Origin of the sequence: Saccharibacillus deserti, assembly GCF_013618475.1 — a bacterium.
GTDB classification, from domain to species: Bacteria; Bacillota; Bacilli; order Paenibacillales; family Paenibacillaceae; genus Saccharibacillus; species Saccharibacillus deserti.
In genome coordinates, this window is the sequence record NZ_JABJVN010000010.1 from 18370 (window position 1) to 36512 (window position 18143).

The 18143-nt window shown below is 56.5% G+C and carries 14 protein-coding genes; 4 read left to right on the forward strand and 10 right to left on the reverse strand.

The annotated features are described in order from the left end of the window. Positions 1-65: 65 nt before the first annotated feature. Positions 66-830: a GTP pyrophosphokinase gene (locus HOP44_RS20095; protein ID WP_425501909.1), complete on the reverse strand. Its 765-nt coding sequence runs from the start codon at positions 828-830 to the stop codon at positions 66-68. A gap of 306 nt (positions 831-1136) precedes the next feature. After that, positions 1137-2186 (reverse strand): alcohol dehydrogenase catalytic domain-containing protein, encoded by a 1050-nt coding sequence (locus HOP44_RS20100; protein WP_172199734.1) that lies wholly within the window; start codon positions 2184-2186, stop codon positions 1137-1139. Between the two features lie 290 nt (positions 2187-2476). Here HOP44_RS20100 and HOP44_RS20105 point away from each other — a divergent pair, with 290 nt between their 5' ends. Beyond that, complete coding sequence (locus tag HOP44_RS20105; protein ID WP_172256942.1) at positions 2477-3508, forward strand: substrate-binding domain-containing protein; 1032 nt, start codon at positions 2477-2479, stop codon at positions 3506-3508. A 109-nt stretch (positions 3509-3617) separates the two neighbouring features. On the opposite strand, the gene HOP44_RS20110 is transcribed toward HOP44_RS20105, so the two are convergent. The 3 genes from HOP44_RS20110 to murB form a co-directional block, all read right to left on the reverse strand. Next, positions 3618-4748, reverse strand: a complete 1131-nt coding sequence (locus HOP44_RS20110; protein WP_172256737.1) for a nucleotidyltransferase domain-containing protein — start codon at positions 4746-4748, stop codon at positions 3618-3620. 194 nt (positions 4749-4942) lie between these two features. Next, the gene (locus tag HOP44_RS20115) at positions 4943-7798 is read right to left on the reverse strand and encodes a chitinase N-terminal domain-containing protein (RefSeq protein ID WP_343059981.1); all 2856 of its coding nucleotides are present in this window, start codon (positions 7796-7798) and stop codon (positions 4943-4945) included. Positions 7799-7985: 187 nt separating this feature from the next. Then, positions 7986-9008, reverse strand: coding sequence for a UDP-N-acetylmuramate dehydrogenase (murB, locus tag HOP44_RS20120; RefSeq protein WP_172256739.1), 1023 nt, complete (start codon positions 9006-9008; stop codon positions 7986-7988). Between the two features lie 175 nt (positions 9009-9183). On the opposite strand from murB, the gene trhO reads away from it, so the two are divergent. Further along, positions 9184-10065: an oxygen-dependent tRNA uridine(34) hydroxylase TrhO gene (gene trhO / locus HOP44_RS20125; protein ID WP_172256741.1), complete on the forward strand. Its 882-nt coding sequence runs from the start codon at positions 9184-9186 to the stop codon at positions 10063-10065. Positions 10066-10206: 141 nt separating this feature from the next. Here trhO and HOP44_RS20130 read toward each other — a convergent pair whose 3' ends face one another. The 3 genes from HOP44_RS20130 to HOP44_RS20140 all read right to left on the reverse strand — a co-directional run bounded on the left by HOP44_RS20130 (position 10207) and on the right by HOP44_RS20140 (position 12813). Beyond that, positions 10207-10458, reverse strand: coding sequence for a YolD-like family protein (locus HOP44_RS20130; protein WP_172256743.1), 252 nt, complete (start codon positions 10456-10458; stop codon positions 10207-10209). A 213-nt stretch (positions 10459-10671) separates the two neighbouring features. Then, entirely contained in the window at positions 10672-11724 is a 1053-nt protein-coding gene (locus HOP44_RS20135) for an LLM class flavin-dependent oxidoreductase (RefSeq protein WP_172256745.1), read from the reverse strand. 69 nt (positions 11725-11793) lie between these two features. After that, positions 11794-12813, reverse strand: a complete 1020-nt coding sequence (locus HOP44_RS20140) for an acyltransferase family protein (RefSeq protein ID WP_172256747.1) — start codon at positions 12811-12813, stop codon at positions 11794-11796. Positions 12814-13445: 632 nt separating this feature from the next. On the opposite strand from HOP44_RS20140, the gene HOP44_RS20145 reads away from it, so the two are divergent. Continuing rightward, complete coding sequence (locus HOP44_RS20145; RefSeq protein WP_172256749.1) at positions 13446-13994, forward strand: hypothetical protein; 549 nt, start codon at positions 13446-13448, stop codon at positions 13992-13994. Between the two features lie 108 nt (positions 13995-14102). Continuing rightward, positions 14103-16313 (forward strand): sigma-70 family RNA polymerase sigma factor, encoded by a 2211-nt coding sequence (locus HOP44_RS20150; RefSeq protein ID WP_172256751.1) that lies wholly within the window; start codon positions 14103-14105, stop codon positions 16311-16313. Positions 16314-16454: 141 nt separating this feature from the next. On the opposite strand, the gene HOP44_RS20155 is transcribed toward HOP44_RS20150, so the two are convergent. Together HOP44_RS20155 and cysK are read right to left on the reverse strand one after the other, a co-directional pair. After that, a complete protein-coding gene (locus HOP44_RS20155) occupies positions 16455-16922 on the reverse strand; it encodes a DinB family protein (protein WP_246369958.1) in 468 nt (155 codons plus the stop codon). Between the two features lie 139 nt (positions 16923-17061). Continuing rightward, complete coding sequence (cysK, locus tag HOP44_RS20160; protein WP_172256753.1) at positions 17062-18021, reverse strand: cysteine synthase A; 960 nt, start codon at positions 18019-18021, stop codon at positions 17062-17064. Positions 18022-18143 lie beyond the last annotated feature (122 nt).

Below are 18143 nucleotides of genomic sequence, written 5' to 3' on the forward strand. Positions count from 1 at the left end.
TAGAATAGGGATATAGGAAAAAAGACCGGCTTGAGTAAGTCTTCTCCCGGACTTTTTCAGGAATGTTAATTTTGCCCGAGTATATCCAGCAGCGTGCCCGGAATCCGGAACTGCTGTCCGTTGATATGGATGGTCTTGAGCATCTCGCGTTCTTCGCTGCTGTGCGCATCTTTGATCGCCTGCACTTCATGCTGCAGCCGTTCCATTTGCAGATCAAGCGAACTTGCGGAATCCGCAGCCGCTTTCAACTCCCCGAGCAGTTCGCCCGGTACGTCCTGGTTGTATTTATAAAAAATCTTGTGTTCCAGGCTGGCCCAGAAATCCATCGCGATCGTACGGATCTGGAGTTCGACGCAGACATGTTCGGTCCGGTCGGACAAAAACACCGGCACTTCGATCAGCAGATGCAGACTGCGGTATCCGTTCATTTTGGGATTTTCGATATAATCTTTCATTTCGAGCACTTTAAGGTCGCTCTGCTGCTGAAGCATCTCGCTGACTTTATAGATATCGGAGATGAACGAGCATGTAATGCGCAGGCCGGCAATATCGCGAATATGTTCCTTGATCGATTCCAGGGAAATGTCGTGGTTTTTGCGGACCAACTTGTTCACAATACTCTCCGGCGATTTCAGGCGGGACTTGGTATGCTCGATCGGGCTGTAGTCGTGCAGCGTCTGAAATTCCTGCTTCAAGATGTCGATCTTCGTCTCCATCTCGTCGAGAGCAAACTTGTACGTCATCATAAAGCGGGTCACTTCATCGCGAAACGTCTTGAGCTGCTCCATCGGGACAAAATCTTTTTTCATGTCGAGAGCGTTATTTTCCATCAATTTCATTTCCGTTCCTCTCTGCGCAAAGCGGCCGGACTCGGCGTTCGGCCGTCTGTAGAATATTCGTATACCTTGAATATCGGTCACTTTAAGTATAGGGTTTACCCCCCGCGTTTACAAATTGCGAAATCGGCTCAGCCGCCAACCCAAAAAGCCCCAACCGCCGCGGCTGCGGGATTGGGAGCTTCCGGGCTTGCTGCGCTTTGCGTGATTCAGACATCGCGGTTGTTATGCAATCTTGGGGATGTTCACGCCAAAAAAGCGCGGAATAAATTCCGCGCCCACTCTTCGCACTCCTATGCTTTACTCCGCTTTGACAAGGATCTTGACCTGGTTCTTTTCTTGAAGCAGCGTCTCGAATCCTTCGCTCAGTACGTCGTCCAGTCCGATCCGCTTGGTCACGAGTTTCTCGGCCGGGAAATAGCCCTGCTGCATGAGGCTGATGACCGCCGGGAAAACGTCGCGGTAGCCGATAATGCCGTTGACCGTGCGCTCTTTCATCACGATTCGGTTTGGCATGATCGGCGCTTCTTTCTCGAAGATGCTGACAATCATCAGTTCGCCGCCGATATTGGTGGACTCCAGAGCCTGAGTCAGTACCGGCGGAACGCCGGTTACTTCATAGGCGACGTCCACACCGCCGCCGGTGCGGGCATGCAGGTCGGCGACGACGTCGACTTCCTGCGGATCGAGCACGATCGCTCCCAGTTCGGCTGCTTTCGCTTTGCGTTCCGGCGACAATTCGACCGCATAAATTTCGGCGGCGCCGGAAGCTTTGAGCGCTTCGATCACGAGCAGTCCGATCGGACCTGCGCCGAACACGGCGGCTTTGTCTCCGACTTTGAGCTTGCTCTGGCGGACGGCATGCAGCGCTACCGCAGACGGTTCGACCAATGCTCCCTGCTCGTAGGACAGACTGTCCGGAATTTTGTGCACCATATAGGCTTCGGCCGATACGTATTCGGAGAAACCTCCTCCTCCGCCTGCCAGTCCCAGGAATCCCATCTGTTCGCACAGGTTGTATTTGCCTTTGCGGCAGGCTTCGCATTTGCCGCAGGCATAGATCGGTTCGACCACGACGCGGTCGCCGGCCTGAACGCGGGTTACCCCTTCGCCGGTCTCTACAACGCGCCCCGAGAATTCATGTCCCATCACGACCGGGGCCATCTCGCCGGTGATCGGATGCGGCTCGCCGGCCGGAATAAAGATCGGTCCGGCCGTATATTCGTGCAGGTCGCTGCCGCAGATGCCGCACCATTCCACTTTGATTTTTACTTTTCCGGGCTGAACCGCCGGTTCCTCGATATGTTCCAGACGCAGATCTTTCGGGCCGTGCCATCTTAATGCTTTCACTGCCGGTCATCTCCTTCGATATAAGAATACAAGGTACGTTTCAACACAAACCGGAAACGTTTCCGAAATTAAATATGTCACACTTCTGTCACACTGTCAAACCAAATAAGCTCAAATCTCCTTGCGCAATTCGCTGGTTTTGTTATGTAAAGCTTTAAATATAAGACTTCATAGACGTATAGGACTGAATTTGAGACTTGCCGATAGACGGATGTTATAATAAGGAGACGCAATCCTTAAGTTCTTATGCACCGGAAACGATTCCGGAATTATATACAAGCGAGGTCTCAATTATGACAGCAAAAAAAGTGACGATCGAAGATGTGGCCCGGCAGGCCGGAGTCGGGATCGCCACCGTATCCAGAGCGATCAACAATGCGGAAGGCATCAGCGCGAAGACGCGTATGCGTATTCTCCGGACGATTGAAGAATTGGGATTTGTTCCGAATACCTCTGCCCAGAGCCTCAAGGTTCGGCTGACGAACCAAATTGCGCTGGCCGTGCCGGATATCCGCAATGCGATCATTCCCGACATTTCCTGGGCTGTCGAGCAGGCGGCCAAAGCGCACGGCTACCGGGTAGTCCAGATCAATACGGCAGGCAATGCCCGGGCCGAACTCGAAGTGGTGCGAGATATCAAAAAGCTGCATGTCGACGGGCTGATCATCATGCCGCTGGCGTACCCCAAAGCTCTGCCCGAGCTGATCGACAAATCCGGCGTTCCCATCTCCGTCATCAATTATGGCAAACAGCTGGACGATTCGCTGCAGGCGGATGTCGTTTGTTTGTCGATTCTGGAAGGCAAGCTTGTCATGGACCATCTGCAGCAGATCGGCCGGAACCGGATCGCTTATGCCGGTACGCAAAAAGACGTCATCGAAGACCGCTACCTCGCCTATGAACGGGCTTTGAATCGGGTGGACGCTTCGCTTGTTTATTTCGGCGAAGACTTCTCCCTCCAGACCGGGATACGCGCCGCCGACTATTTTCATGGACTGGCCCATATGCCCGATGCCGTCTATGCGGTGAACGATATGGTCGCGATCGGTCTGGTGAATCGGTTCAAAGAATTGGGTGTGCGCGTTCCTGAAGACGTAGCGGTTGTCGGCGTAGACAATAATCAATGGACGACCATCAGCAGCCCGCAGATCAGTTCCGTCTCGATCATGGGCAGCGAAGTGGCCCGATTGGCGGCGGAACTGCTGCTGAAACGTATTCGTGAGCAGACGCGCGGCGATTATGAAAAAGTCCAGTTCGAACCTCGCCTGATCGTGCGGGAATCGAGCGTTTCGCTTAAGCGGTCGCCTATGCACGGGTCATGACCTCCGCTTTTGTGCGAGGCCTTTGCTTCTTTTTGGACGCAGTTAAACACCGCTTATCTCGAAACATTCGGATAAGCGGTGTTTTTGACGTACGGTCAGGTTCGGCAGGTTAAGCCTCGGGTCCCAGCAAATAGCCGCGAAACTCTTCGACCGTGCCGAATTTCCGGATCTCTACACCTTTTGCGCGCAGATAACGCTCCAGCGAGATTTCCAGCCAATGCGCGGCGGATTGCAGCGGGATCAGGCTGGCCGGGTCCAACAGCGGCATCAGCGCCGGCAGTTTAGCCTGCTCGGCAATCCGGCGGCCTTCTTCCGCGCCTTGGGCCCCTGTCCCCCACTGCCCCGTCTCCATGTATACCAGAAAACCGTTCAGCTGGCTTTCCGCGTGAGCCGCAGTAAAGAAGGCCAGCTCATAATCGCCGCGTTCGCAGGCCGTCTGCAGCTTATCCAGCAGTCCTTTGAATTCTTCGAAGAAACCTGTGCCGCGCCCAATCTCATCCGCCGGCGGACTTTGCAGCATGCGGCGCCGTTCTTTAACCAGTACGACGGTTGCATCGACCAAGCGGACCAGGGCGGCAGCCGCCTCGGGCACGTCGGGGCTGCGCAGGATCGTATTTACCGCCGCTTCGAGATTCGCCGGACGGATCGGCAGATCGTACAGCTGGGTGAGATTTCTCCCCCAGCCTTTTCGCAGGTAGGTCCGGTTCAGCAGCGCGATCGCTTCGAACACCGGCATCATCACCTCAAACGCCTGCAGCCGGTAAAAAGACAGCGGTCTGCCGCTTCCCGCTTGGTTCAGCTCATGCAGCAGCGGATACACGCCGCTCAGCACCTGATCGGCGCGCAGCAGAAACGCTTCTTCGCCTTCGAAAGCCCGAATATCTTTGAGCCGATGCTTCAAGTCGTTAAACCGGTCCAGATCTTCATCCGAACGCACATACAGCAGTTTGCAGTCCGCAAGGATTCCGGCCTGACCGTCTTCCAGCTTCGACATCCGCTCCGCCCGTTCCCAATCGATCGGCCAAAAGTCGAAGCTGATTCCGTTCAAGATAAACGTCAGCCCCGCTTTGTACCCGTCCGGGTTCGCCGGAATAAAGAAAAAGTCGAGATCGGAACGCTCCGATGCCGTTCCGTCGAGATAAGAACCGTAATAAGCGGCAATCGCGACATCTTCGGCATAATCGCGGTTGATCCGTTCGATCAGTGCCGCAGAAACGTCGAATACGTTGAATGTGTCCATAGGGTCTTCCTCCGTCATCCGCCCGCCCTGGAGGCGGCAGGCTTTCTTCTTCATCCTAGCATTGTCGGAAGCGAAGAAGCAAAGTCCTTCTCCCTCTTCCGCCGATCGATGCAAAAGAGCCGTCCGCCATATCGCGGACGACTCTTGATGACAAGCTGCCGCAGCGCGGATTTTCCGCAAACGGAAGACTTGGCTTACGAAGCTTTGTTTTGCTGCTGCTTAAGCGTGTCGACTTTCACTCGAAGAACCGAAGTGTCCGTCTCGCCCGCTGCATTTTTCAGCACGGCTTTGTACGCGTAGATGCCCGGTTCTTTGCCGGTCATATCCGTTACGGCGCTCTGAGGACCCGCATTCCCAGCTGTCAGGGTCTGTGTGTCGATCAGCTTGCCGTTTTCGTACAATTCGTACTGCGAAGCATTGGTGCCCCACCACAGGTTCATCGTCACTTTGTAATTTCCGTCGCCGTCCCAGTTGTCGCTCGACAGCACAGCTTCGCCCGGCGAAGCATCGGTGACTTTGACTTTGAGCTGTTCGCTTTTCGAAGTGCCAAAGCGGTTGGTGAGTTCGATAACATAGTTGTACGTTCCGTTCGTTTTGCCGACAACCGGTACGCTCAGCTGCTGGGCGTTCGGGGAAGCGTCTTTGAGAGGTCCTTCCGCAATCACTACGCCTTCTTCATACAATTTGTACGAAGTCGCGTTGTTGCCCCACCAGAGATTCATGTTCACGTTGTAGCTTCCGTCCCGCAGGCCGTTGTCCCGACCGTTATCGTCCGTCAGAACCGGCTTGGCCGGAGCGGCCGTTGCCGGGCCGTCGGATGGCTGTTCAACCGGAGGCTCTTCCACCGGCGGTTCTTCAACCGGAGGTTCCACTACGACAACAGCTTTCAAGATATCCGAAGCGCCGCGCGGTTTCAGTTGGAACACCCCGCGGAAGATCGCGGATACGCCCGTCACATCCAGCTTGTCGCCTTCGGCGTAAGCGAATTGATCCTGCGTCAGGCCTGTACGGCCGTCGACGCGAACACGCGTCGTTCCGGCATCCGATACCGCGTCGAATTCAAATGTGCCTGCCGGGGTAGCCGCAGCCAGATTCGCTACCGTTACGTTTTTCAGTTGGATCAGCTGACCCTGGTTGGCATCCGTTACGGCAGCGGCCGCAGCCGGAGCCGGAAGATCGGCCGTTCCGGTCTTCTCGATCTTGACCGGTGTTGTCAATTCAAGCTCCGTATTGTACAGCGCCAGCGGCGCAGTCACGCGGATCTTGTCTCCTTGATGAAATCCGCTCTCGCTCTGGTAGACATAAATGCCGCCCGTGGCATCCTGCAGATAGAAAGCCTGGCCGCCGAAAGCGCCCGGCTCCGTCGTCGCTACGCCTTCCAGCGTGACAACCGTACCTTCGGCCTGTGTGCGGGCCGAAGCGATCGTGCTCAGTTCGGGAATCTGGCTGCCCGGCTGTTCGATCGAAGGAAGAGGCTGGGCCGGCACGTTCGCAAGCGTCACGCTCTTCGTGATCAGGTTCGTGCCGTTCTGGCGCAGACGCAGGCTGGCCGCGCCCGATGTGCCGGGCTTGATGCGTACGCCCAGATCGCGGTAAGCGGTGCCCGTGGCATCCGCCGTTACGCTGAACGCCTGGCTGTAGCCGTACGAAGCCGGCCAAGTGCCGTCCGGATTCTGGATCATGGCTACCTGGGTACCGCCCGTCACGTAGATACCGGCGCTGTAGCCGGATACCGTGGAGTTCGGCGCCAGGTTGCCGATCTTGACGCGCACCTGGAATTCCTGCGCGTTAGGCAGCTGATCCTGATGGATCAGGCTGTAGTCCGGTTGGGTAACCGTGACGGACGATCCGTACGAACCCGGCTTGAACGTTGTCGGATCCCACCATTTGTAGCCGGCCGCCGGAGCGGACCAAGGTTCCGCCTGCGGCTCGGTCGAAGCTGCGGGAGCTTCAAACGGCAGCAGTGCCGTAGGCTGGTCGAGCGTCAGGCCGTCGACTTGATCGAAGCCCGTGTAGTTCTCCTGCTCCGCCAACCAATCGATCGTATTGAGCAGCAGTTTGGCGTCGTCGACTTCTTTGAAGCCGTCGTACGTCGTTTTCTTGCTGCCGGTTTCTTCGCGCAGGTATTTCGGCGTAACGTCTTCGACCGGTGAAGAATCGCCGATGAATGCCGCTTTGCCGAGTCCTACTTTGGAGACGGCCACATAAGGGCCTTCTTCGATACCGCCGCCGTTGTAGACGCCTTGATCGACCGCATTGCCCCATGCCGCATTCGTTTTCGGCAGATAGACGATGCCTTTGGCTTTGGTCGGGTCCATGATCGCAAGCGTCGATCCCGCGTGCATCGCTACGCCTTTGACGCCTTCGGTGATTCCGAAAGCCTGGTCGGCAGCCACGACGTTGTTCGCCGTGATATCGCCCAGCGCGTTATAACGGAAGCGTACGCCGAAGTTTTCGCCGAGCCAGTCGGAACTTTCGACGCCCTGCATCGCCGCCGAATTCCGCTCTTCCGTGCTCATGCCTTTGGCCGGATCTTCCCAGGCGCCGCGGCGGTAGCCGTTGATCGATTCGGAACCGTCCCAGCGGTTCTTGTTGCGGTCGGCGTTGTAATGGTCGCCGACGAAAAAGATGCTGCCGCCCTGCTGAACATACTGCAGCATGGCCGCCTGCTCGCTTGCCTTGAACGGAATATTCGGCTCCGATACCACGAAGACGTCATAATCCGCCAGGTCGGCGTATGTAATCGGCGTTGTTTTGCGCAGTTCCTTGACGTCGTAGCCGTCGCCCGCGATTCCGTTGCCGAAATCGGAGAAACCGCCGTCGATCACCCAGTCCGCCGCACCGGCCGTCTGACCGTGCGTGTTATCGAACAGAACTTTTTTGCCCGCGTTCTCGTTCACGACTTTTGCCGCAATGTACGGCGCCGGATCGACAGCCGATTCGGCCGATACCGGAACGGAACTCAGCAGTCCCATCTCTACGGATGCGACAACGGACAGCGCAAGCGCAGCCTTGATTCCTTTAGATTTCAACAGCGAAAACTTTCCCACTTAACCGCCTCCTGTGTGGATCTGTGTTTGAGAACATTTTTCGGAACGGTTTGTTTTTGGTATCAAACCGCTCGATTCCCATTCTAGCACGGGTCCAAACAAGAAAGTTCACGATTCCGTAAAAATTATGAGAAAAATTGTAAACGCTTCGTAAAACCCTGTTCCGACGATTTTTCGGACGTTCGCATTAAACGATAACCAGTTCCGGCTCGGGCACGAAACCGAACTCGGCTTCGACTTTTTCCTGGACCAGCTGCACCAGATCGGTTACGTCGACCGCTTTGGCTCCTCCGCGGTTCTGAATAATGTTGCCGTGGTGCTCGGAGATCATCGCTCCCCCGCGAATCGTGCCCCGCAGACCGATCCGGTCGACCAGCTTGCCCATCGGCTCTCCGATCGTGTAATTGTTTTTGAACACCGAACCGCACGACGGATAATCGAAATGCTTTTTGCCTCCGCGGTCCTCGATCACGTCCAGCAGCTCCTGACGCACCTGGAAGCCCATTCGGGCCGCGGCGTTCAGCTCGTTCGTATAATGGCGGAAATAATCCGGCAGCACCGAAGTCGACAGATTTTTCGCTTTGATCTTGTCGAACAGTTCCTGCGTCTGCTCCGGCGTCAGCTTGGGATCGACCGGCAGTTTGAGATCCGCGCCGACGACGATCCAAGGTTTGCGCATAAAGACGGACTTTTTGTAGCCGTATTCGCAGCCGCCGAGCGGAACGGAGATAATGCCTTGTTCCGGATGTTCCTTGTCGATCACGTAGGCGGTTTCCAGCACGTCGCTGACCTGGTGGCTGAAATATTTCGCATTCATGTAGACGCCCGCCCCAAGCGTACCCGGCAGCAGGAACATGAAGTCGAACGAAGAAATCCCCGTATACAGGCCGAACAGTGCCAGCAGCGTCATCGGGGTACCGGCGGAAACGAACAGGCGTCCCGGCAGCAGCTTGAATTCGATATGTTCCTTAAGCGAGAAAAACAGCGTGTCGTCGTCGGGACGGTCCGGGAACAGCGTGTTGGAACCCATGCCGAACAAAAACGGATTCAGTCCGCGCGTTTTCGCTCCTTCGAGCATGGTCGAGACTTCTTCGATCGTATGCGGAAGCGCCAGGTGACGGGCTTCTCCCCCGATTTCATACGTCGAATATACGGACAGGTCCGCGCCGGTGCGGCACAATCGGTCGAACAGTTGATTTTGCGAAGTCATATTGCTTAACTCTCCTCTTTGCGTTCTTCTTTGAATGGAGCTTATATGAAATTCCCGCAGCAAATCGTGGGGAATCAATTGACGAATGCCGATAAAACGTCTAGAATTTTAAGTTGCACGCAAGCATCCTACAGGAAGCGGCGGCAAAAATCAATGAAATCCCGGGTGATAATAAATGGAAAACCAAACTTACCGCATTTTGCTTTTTTATAAATTCGTGCAGATCGACGATCCTCAGGAGTTTGCGGCCGAGCATCTTCAGTACTGCAAAGACCTCGGCGTCAAAGGTCGCATCCTGATCGCCGGCGAAGGCATCAACGGCACGCTGTCCGGCACGTACGAGCAGACCGAGCAGTACATGAAAGACCTGCTGGCCGACGAGCGGTTCGCGGATACCGTATTCAAGATCGACGCTTCGGAAGGCCATGCGTTCAAGAAACTGTTCGTGCGCCACAAAGAAGAACTGGTCACTTTCCGCTATGAAAAAGAACTGGATCCGAACGTGGTCTCCGGCAAGCGCCTGTCTCCGAAAGAGTTCCATGAACAGCTGCAGCGCGAAGATGTCATCGTACTGGACGGACGTACCGATTACGAATACGACCTGGGCCATTTCCGGGGAGCGATCCGTCCCGATATCGATTCGTTCCGCGAATTCCCGGAATGGATACGCGAGAATCTGTCCGAACACAAGGACAAAACGATCCTGACCTACTGCACGGGCGGAATCCGCTGCGAAAAACTGACCGGCTTCATGCTTGAAGAAGGATTCGCGGATGTGGCGCAGCTCGAAGGCGGCATCGTGACCTACGGCAAAGACGAAGAAGTCCGCGGCGATCTGTTCGACGGCAAATGTTATGTATTCGACGAACGGATCTCGGTTCCGATCAACCAGGTGGAACCGAGCGTCGTCGGAAAATGCTACCACTGCGACGAGCCGACCGACGTATACGTCAACTGCCCGGTATGCAATCTGCAGCACTTGGTCTGCGAGTCGTGCGCGGACGAACACAGCCACTACTGCTCGGACGAGTGCAAAGAGTCCGTAGCGGCCGTATAAAGTCCCCAAGCGGTACGAAAATACCGCAGTACGGCGAAATCATGAAAAAAGGCTCTATCCGAGAATCTCGGGCAGAGCTTTTTTTATTTCGGTCAGACCTGTTCTTCCGCGGTGCAGGGCGTCTGCGGGACGAATCGATCGTCAATCGCGCGGATAGTTCACGGCCATAATGTCCATAAAAGGAACCTTGCGCGTTTCTTCCCCTTGTTCGACGTGCACTCTTCCGGTTCTCGAATCGAGCTTGACGATCATGCCCCGAACCACTTCCGTTACTCCCCAGACCGTCAATTCCACAACGGATTTCTCCTGGTAGGCCTCAGTCAATTGATTCCCTATTTCTTCCAGAACAAACTCGTCGCGGGTCGGCCGTTTTGCTACTTTTCCTTTTGCCAAACCGCTTCCTCCTTGCGTTACGCGTGATTTGTTAATTATAACATTTTTATTTGTCAAAATCGCGTCAAAAAACGAAATTGATTGAAGAATTTGCGTACATATGTTCTTAATCGGAATTCCGGTCCGGAAAGTTAACCCGGTTCGGAAACAAAAAAAGCCCCTGCCCCGATGAAATCGGGGCAGGGGCTTTTGCGCATGCGTCAAACCCTCCTTTTACAGAGCCGCTTTGCGCGAAGCCAGAGCAATGTCGGCCAGCATTTCGTACGAGTGCAGACGCTCCGCATGATCGTAGATTCCGCTGGTGACGATCAGCTCGTCGGCCTGCGTTCTTGCCATCAGCTCGCGCAGGCGGCGTTCGACCGTCTCGCGGTCGCCCACGATCGAAGATTCCATCCGTTTGCGTACGGCCGACAGTTCGAGAGGATCGAGCTGCGACGACAGATCTGCGGGAGGCTGGATCTTGCCGGGACGGCCGCGGGTCAGCGCCACAACCTGCTGCTGCATCGTCGTCGCGAGGAATTCCGCTCTCTCCTGCGTATCCGCGGCGATCACCGATACGCCCAGCATGAGATACGGTTTGTCCAGCGTATCGGAAGGGCGGAAAGTACTCCGGTAGACTTCGATCGCCCGATCGAGATAATCCGGCGAGAAATGACCGGCGAACGAGAAAGGCAGTCCCTGGTAAGCGGCCAGACGCGCGCTGAAATCGCTGGAGCCCAGCAGCCAAACCGGAACGTTCAGTCCTTCGCCCGGCACGGCGCGGACCGGCGCGTGGTAAGACGTCTTGGAAGCGTCGAAAAAGCCGCGCAGTTCTTCGAGCAGCTGCGGGAAATCTTCCCCGCTGTTGATATCGCGCCGAAGGGCGAGCGACGCACGCCGATCGCTGCCGGGCGCGCGGCCAAGACCCAGGTCGATCCGGCCGGGATACATCGATTCCAGGGTGCCGAACTGCTCCGCGATAACGAGCGGCGCATGATTGGGCAGCATGATGCCGCCTGCGCCGACGCGGATTCTCGACGTACCGGCGGCCAGATAGCCGATCACGACCGAAGTGGCCGAGCTTGCGACCCCGGGCATATTGTGATGTTCCGCGACCCAATAGCGGTTGTAGCCCCATTTCTCGGCATGCCTTGCCAGATCCAGACTGTCCCGAAAAGCATCGGCTGCCGTTTTTCCTTCAATAATCTGGGACAGGTCGAGCACGGAAACCGGGATTTCCCCAAGTTTGTTCGTCTTCTGTCCGTCGGTCGGTTGGGATTGACTCATATTGATCTCTCCTTGTTCGAATAAAATGGATACGGTTCGGGTCGGGGCGCCCGGGTCCGTCTTGGACGTTCAGCGCCCCGCTTCCGCACCGTTGTCGGAGTTCTGCTTCTTATACAGCCCGTCCAGCTTCGGTTCGAGCAGCCAGCCGAAGCGTCCGCGAACGAAGTTCGAAGACAAACCGGCAGCCAGCAGGAGTCCCAGCGGGATAAGCAGCAGAATCCAGGCGGATTCCCCGTACGCTTCGTAAAATCCTGCCGCGATCATTCCTTTGACCAGGAAGCCGTGCAGCAGATACGCGTACAGCGTGTTTCGGCCGAGTGCGGACAATCCCCGCAAATTTCGGCCCGGCATCAGAATCATCACCGCTCCCCCGATCAGGACCGCAGCCGCGTAAGCCGCCAGGCGGTACAGACCGGCACTCCATTCGGGGTGATCCAGCGCCCGGTACGGCAGACTGCCGTAGAACCATTCCGGACGGAAACGGTCTCCATAGCTTACCATAACGTAAGCCGCTGCGCAGAGGACCACCGCCGCTGCCCCTTTGACAAGCGGCGTACGCAGCCGGTCAATATCCGCTTTGTCCAGGTAATATCCGGCCAGGAAAAAAGGGAAAAACACGATCGTCCGCGATATGCTTGCATAATACTGGGCGTCCGCCGCGTAACCGGCCAGAATAGCGATTGCCAGCGAAATCGGCAGAGCCCAGCGGATCTTGACCGCGTAAGGCAGCAGCATTTTCCAGATAATCATGCTGAAGATAAACCACATCAGCCAATACGGTGTAAAATACGAGAATCGCAGCGTCTGTGCGCCCATGACGAAATAATCGAACAGCGAATACAGCGTCTCGAAAATCAGATAAGGCACGATCAGAGTGCCCACTACCTTGATCCGGTAATCGCCGCTCGTGATCTTTTTGCAGAAAAATCCCGAGATCAGAACGAACAGCGGGATATGGAACGAATAGATCCATAGATAAAGCGGACGAAAGGTTTCGCTGCCGCTCAAAGGTTCGATGAGGTGTCCGATCACAACAAGCGCGATCAGCAGAACTTTCAAGTTGTCGAAATACGCGTCGCGTCTAGCCATGCTGCCCCTCCTTTATGAAGCGTGCTTTTTCCCTATGTCTAACGGTGTACAAGCTTTTCTTGCTTGGGGTCCTTATACCCGCCGTTTTCGGTCATGAACCGTTTCCGGGAAGAAGCCGTCGTCTGTCGGTCTTTTCGAATCTTCCTTATAATAGGATGTAAAAAAAGCCCAGTCGCGGCAGGCGGCCGGCAAGGAGACGATACGGATGGATAAAAAACGCCAACAAAACGAACCGGCAAGTATCGGGCCGGCCGTGCCGGAGCCTATACGCGAACGTGTCCGGAATTGGGCCGGAGCGCTAGGGCTGCTCGAGCCGGAACGCGGTTTCGTTTATACCGAAGAGAACGTCCTTTCGGGAAGCGGGAGGGCGGAAACACAGTTCATATGGGCAAAAGAAAACGGGGATCCGGTCTTTTCCGCCGGTTTCGATGAAGACGGAAGAATGGTCGGCCTTGCGATAGCGCGGGAACACTGGCCGATACCCGAACCGCAACACCTTAACCGTTCGCAAGAAGAGCAGCAAAAAATCGCCGAAGCTTTCGCAAGGAACGAATATTCGGACTTTCCCGACGGTTTAGGGGGGGCCCTATATCCGGCAAAGAACCGATACTGCGGCGTTCTTTTATCCGCAGATGACTTACGGTCTGCCGCTGCCGGATTCCGGCTTTTTGATCGAAGTCGGCCCGGGCGGCTTCGTATCTTCCCTCTGCTTTTTCGGCCGCTGCCCGGAACCTTCTCCGCCTGCCCTGCTGCGTACGCCTGACGAAGTTCTCCAAGAATTTGGCAGTGGGCTGGAGCTGACTCTGGGCATCCATTTTTTGCACAAACAGACTTTTGCGGAAGGCGATGACCGGCTGCATCTGGTTTATAGGGCGGAACCCTATCCTTCGCTGCGTTCCGCCGAATACGGAATCGAACCTTCCGGCCGCCGCCCTTTCTCCCCATCTCCGCCTTCGGTCCATCCTGCGTCCGAACCGACCGGCTTCGAAAATGCTCTGGCCTTTGCGCACTGGCACGATCCCGACTTTGCGCCTTTTACGCCGTATGCGCGAAGCCCGTATGGACGACGGAGCGAAATCCGACCGGCTCGGGCCGCGTCCATGTCCTGCGTTATCGGCTGGAAGATCGGAACACCGGCCGGCTCGTTCTCGGCATCGACGCTTCGACCGGCCGGATCTTGACCAGCGGCTTTTTTCCGGGACCGCCGTTCTTTTTAAAAAAAAGCAAAACCTTTTTCCGCTGCCCGCTGTCCAATCCGTGAATGCTGCTTCAACAAGGAGTGAAAACTATTGAATTCCTCTGCAAATACTTCCGATTTTGACGAACGCGTTCGGCAGGCGGGTGAAGGAAACGCTTCGGCTTTCGCCGAGCTGATTATCGCCGAACGTGCCCAACTGCTGCGGGTCGCCGGCTACTACGTCCGCAGCCCGATCGACGCCGAAGATGCGGTTCAGGAAGCGATCTGTCGTGCTTTTGCCGCTATGCCTTCGATCCGGGAGCCGAAATACTTCCGGACCTGGTTGACGCGCATCGTCATCAACGCTTCGCTGAACCTGCTGCAGCGCAGACGCCGCACGGTGCCTTCAGGCGACGCCGCCGAGCAGCTGCCTGCGGTATATGAGGAAAATGACCGCCGGCTCGACCTGTTTCAGGCGATCCATGATCTGCCGCCCAAGTACCGCCGCGTGATTCTGCTCAAGTATATGCATGATCTCAAACTGACGGATATCGCCGAGCTGCTGGAACTGCCGATCGGAACGGTCAAAACGTACCAGAATAAAGGCCTGGTCCTGCTGCGCGAACATTATCGGGACGAAATCGAAGACCGGCGGAGAGCACCGAAAACGGACAATTCTGGCGACGGCATTGACCGGCAAAAATCGACGGACCGGACCGATTACGAATCACGGAGGGATATGGAAATGGAAATGAACGGACTGTTGCACGATCTCAGAGGCCGGGCGGAGCAGCTGGCACAGCGGAGTTCCGCTTTCGCAGTCAGCGGGCTGGAACTGTTTATCGAAGACGTCTTTCATCAAAACGACGCCGTCAGCGAACTGCTGTTCATCTGGGCGAAACCGGGCACCGATACGGGCCTCTCCGTTACGTTGACGCCGGAAGGCGATCTCGTCGATTATGCGGCCGATCCGGAGCTGTACGACGAAGCGGACCGTCAAGCGGACCTGGAGCCTGAGGAACTGCTGGCGATCGGTGAACGTTTCGTGCGGGACCATTATCCGGACGCGCCCGAACGATTCGGCGAACCCCGGATGGAAGACCGGGGAGACCGAGTCTTTTTCACGGTCAGTCAGTATGGCCACGGCCTGCCTCTGCCCCGTTCGGGCTACTGGATCGATCTGCACCGCTCCGGTTTCGTCACGGCGTTCAAATATTTCGGCTCCAAGCCGGAACCGTCGCTGCCGGGCAACCTGCTGACGCCCGAAGAGGTCCTGAAAGACATCGCGGACGCAATGGAAATGAAGCTTTACTTTAACGTCCTGCACAAGTCCGTTTATGCGGAAGGCGACGACCGGCTTCATCTGATCTATATGCCCGAACCGTATCTGATCGCCAGAACCGCACTGCGGCAGCCGCCCGAACGCGGCGAGGAAGAAGAACCTGCCGAGCCGGACGATTATAACCCCTGCGCGGGAGCGAAGCAGCCGATTGAAGATTTTCTGGCCCGGGTTCGAAGAGGGACTTCTTCCGCCAAAAAACCGACGCCGCTTGAGCTGATCGGACTCCGCGAAGATGAATACGAAATACTGAGGGAAGCCGATATGGGCAGCGAACGCGGAATCGTATATGTCCAAAAAGAAGCCGGCTCCCCGGCCGAAAGCGTCGAGCCGCAGAGTCCGTATACACTGGACGGCTATATGCAGGCGCGCAGCGAAAATACGATCAAGGTCCGGGTCGACCGGGAATCCGGCCGGCTGTCGGGCATCATGGATTTCCGGGAAGAACACGGAAAGCTGTGGCTGGACAACGGTGCCTGTCTGAATATTGCCCTCGAGCTGCTGTATGCGGCCGATCCGGCGCTTTTCCCCTATCTGCGCCTCGACGACCGGCAGGATACCCGCGAGGAAACGCCGGAAAAGCCGGCACCGGGTATCCGGTCAGAAGACGAAGGGTCCGAAGCGGTCCGCAGCCGGAACGCCGTTTTCAGTTTTTCCGTCTGCAAAGACGGCGTGCCCGGATTTTTAAATCATGTCAGCATAGGAGTCAACCGGACCACCGGCCGTGTTCTCCATTATATGGGCGCCGGACTCGAACTGGCGGAATTGGAAAAGCTCTCGCCGGTCCCTTCTTTTTCGCCCGAGAAAGCCAAGCGCCTTCTGCTCGAAGCTTTGGAACTGCGGCTTGAATGGGAAATCGACTACAACGATCCTTCAGGAGAAGATCGCTATCTTCCCCGCTATCAGCCGGTGAGCGCCCTGGACGGCAGCAGCATCCGTATGATCGAAGCACAGGAAGGAACCGTAATTACGGAAAAAAGGTAACGGCGACGCGGAATGGAACAGTTTGTCGTCTATTCGGACCAAACAAACAGCCTGCCCCCAATCGGGAGCAGGCTGTTGTTTATGCCGCGGCTTAGGACGGTTTGGCTTGGCACAAACCTACCGGTTCGTTTCGGTCGCTCGTTACTTTTTTTCCCGTCTGCGCATCGTTCCCAGCATCCGGAAAATCTGTCCCCGGTGATGGGCTTCGTGTTCGATGAGATGATACACGATCCATTCGGGCGTCACGTCATACTCGCCCGGCAGGCTTCGGAACCGGCGCCAGTCTTCCGAATCGATACCGCGGAGCTTGTCGAGAAAATCGCGGCGCACGACGGCCAGACGTTCCAGATGCCGCTCGGGGCGTTCTCCCGCCGGGCACCAGATCTCGCCGTCTTCGTTTCTTGTCGGTGCCGTAAACCAGGCTGCGATCTCCGGATCCAATTCTTTTTGAAGGAACATGTCGAAATGCAGCCATCCCGTTTCCACGTCCGCGATATGATACAGCAGCGCTCCGATCGTTGTCGCGTTGCCATCCAGCGGGGTATCGAGTTCTTCCTGCGTCAGGCCTTCCAAGTGCTTCAGCAGTTCGCGCCGGACGTCTTCCATCATCCACAGCTGACGTCCGGTTTCTTCCGGATAACCGGGCAGAGCATTGATTTCCAGCCGTTTTTTGTCCAGATCTATCCCTCTTTCTTCTCCGGGTTTTGGTTTGTGCCAGAAGCTTGTTGGCTTTACGTCACCGCTGCGTTCAGTCGAAGATCCCCATGCTCAAGTATCGTTCCCCTGTATCCGGGGCAATGCATACGACTACTTTTCCCGGACCGATCCGTTTGGCGACCTGCATGGCCGCATAGACGGAAGCGCCCGAAGACGGACCGAGCAGCATGCCTTCCAGGCGGGCCAAATTCCGCATCGTACCGAGCGCTTCGTCATCCTTGATGCGAATGATCTCGTCGTAGACGTCCGTATTCAGAATCGACGGCACGAAGCCGGGGCTTGTGCCGACCAGTTTATGCGGACCCGGCACGCCGCCCGACAGCACGGGTGAGCCTTCCGGTTCCACAACAGCGATATGCAGATCCGGCAGTGCGGCCTTTAACGTCTCTCCGGTACCTGTAATCGTTCCTCCCGTGCCTGCCGTCGCCACGAAAGCATCCAGCCTTCCATGCGTTTGCTCTAAAATCTCCAACGCCGTTGTGCCCCGATGGGCATCCGGGTTGGCGGAATTCTCGAACTGCTGCGGAATGAAGCTGTCCGGAATCGAAGCCTGCAGCTCCAGCGCTTTGGCGATTGCCCCCGGCATCCGCTCCGCGCTTGGAGTGAGCAGCACTTCGGCTCCGTATGCTTTGAGCAGATTAATCCGCTCGCGCGACATATTGTCCGGCATGATCAGGATCGCCCGATAACCCCGGGCCGCTGCAATCATGGCCAGGCCGATTCCGGTATTGCCGCTGGTTGGCTCGATGATCGTACTGCCGGGGTGCAGCCTGCCTTCCCGCTCGGCCGTTTCGATCAAGCCGCGTGCGGCGCGGTCTTTGACGCTGCCGGACGGATTGAAGTATTCTAGCTTCACATAGATGTCCGCTGCGTTCTCGGGTGCGGTACGGCCCAGACGGACCATCGGCGTATTCCCTACCAGATCGGCCACATTGCGGAATACGCCGCCACCGCGCCCCGGCTGCGCTTCCCGTTCAAGCTTGTCTGTCATCGCACATTCCTTCTTTCCCGCTTGGCATTCCGTTTCTCCGGGCGAGTACGAAAAGCCCTATAACGAATGAAGGAACGGCCCGGGGGCCGTTCCTGTTCGCATGCGTTTTCTGTTTTAAAGTG

What these genes read in the sequence shown, in the direction of transcription:
- cysK (WP_172256753.1), bottom strand. Translation starts at nt 18,021, where the DNA reads ATGACAGACAAGCTTGAACGGGAAGCGCAGCCGGGGCGCGGTGGCGGC.
- HOP44_RS20095 (WP_425501909.1), bottom strand. Translation starts at nt 830, where the DNA reads ATGGAAAATAACGCTCTCGACATGAAAAAAGATTTTGTCCCGATGGAG.
- HOP44_RS20145 (WP_172256749.1), top strand. Translation starts at nt 13,446, where the DNA reads ATGACTTACGGTCTGCCGCTGCCGGATTCCGGCTTTTTGATCGAAGTC.
- HOP44_RS20135 (WP_172256745.1), bottom strand. Translation starts at nt 11,724, where the DNA reads ATGAGTCAATCCCAACCGACCGACGGACAGAAGACGAACAAACTTGGG.
- HOP44_RS20140 (WP_172256747.1), bottom strand. Translation starts at nt 12,813, where the DNA reads ATGGCTAGACGCGACGCGTATTTCGACAACTTGAAAGTTCTGCTGATC.
- HOP44_RS20155 (WP_246369958.1), bottom strand. Translation starts at nt 16,922, where the DNA reads ATGATGGAAGACGTCCGGCGCGAACTGCTGAAGCACTTGGAAGGCCTG.
- murB (WP_172256739.1), bottom strand. Translation starts at nt 9,008, where the DNA reads ATGACTTCGCAAAATCAACTGTTCGACCGATTGTGCCGCACCGGCGCG.
- HOP44_RS20110 (WP_172256737.1), bottom strand. Translation starts at nt 4,748, where the DNA reads ATGGACACATTCAACGTATTCGACGTTTCTGCGGCACTGATCGAACGG.
- trhO (WP_172256741.1), top strand. Translation starts at nt 9,184, where the DNA reads ATGGAAAACCAAACTTACCGCATTTTGCTTTTTTATAAATTCGTGCAG.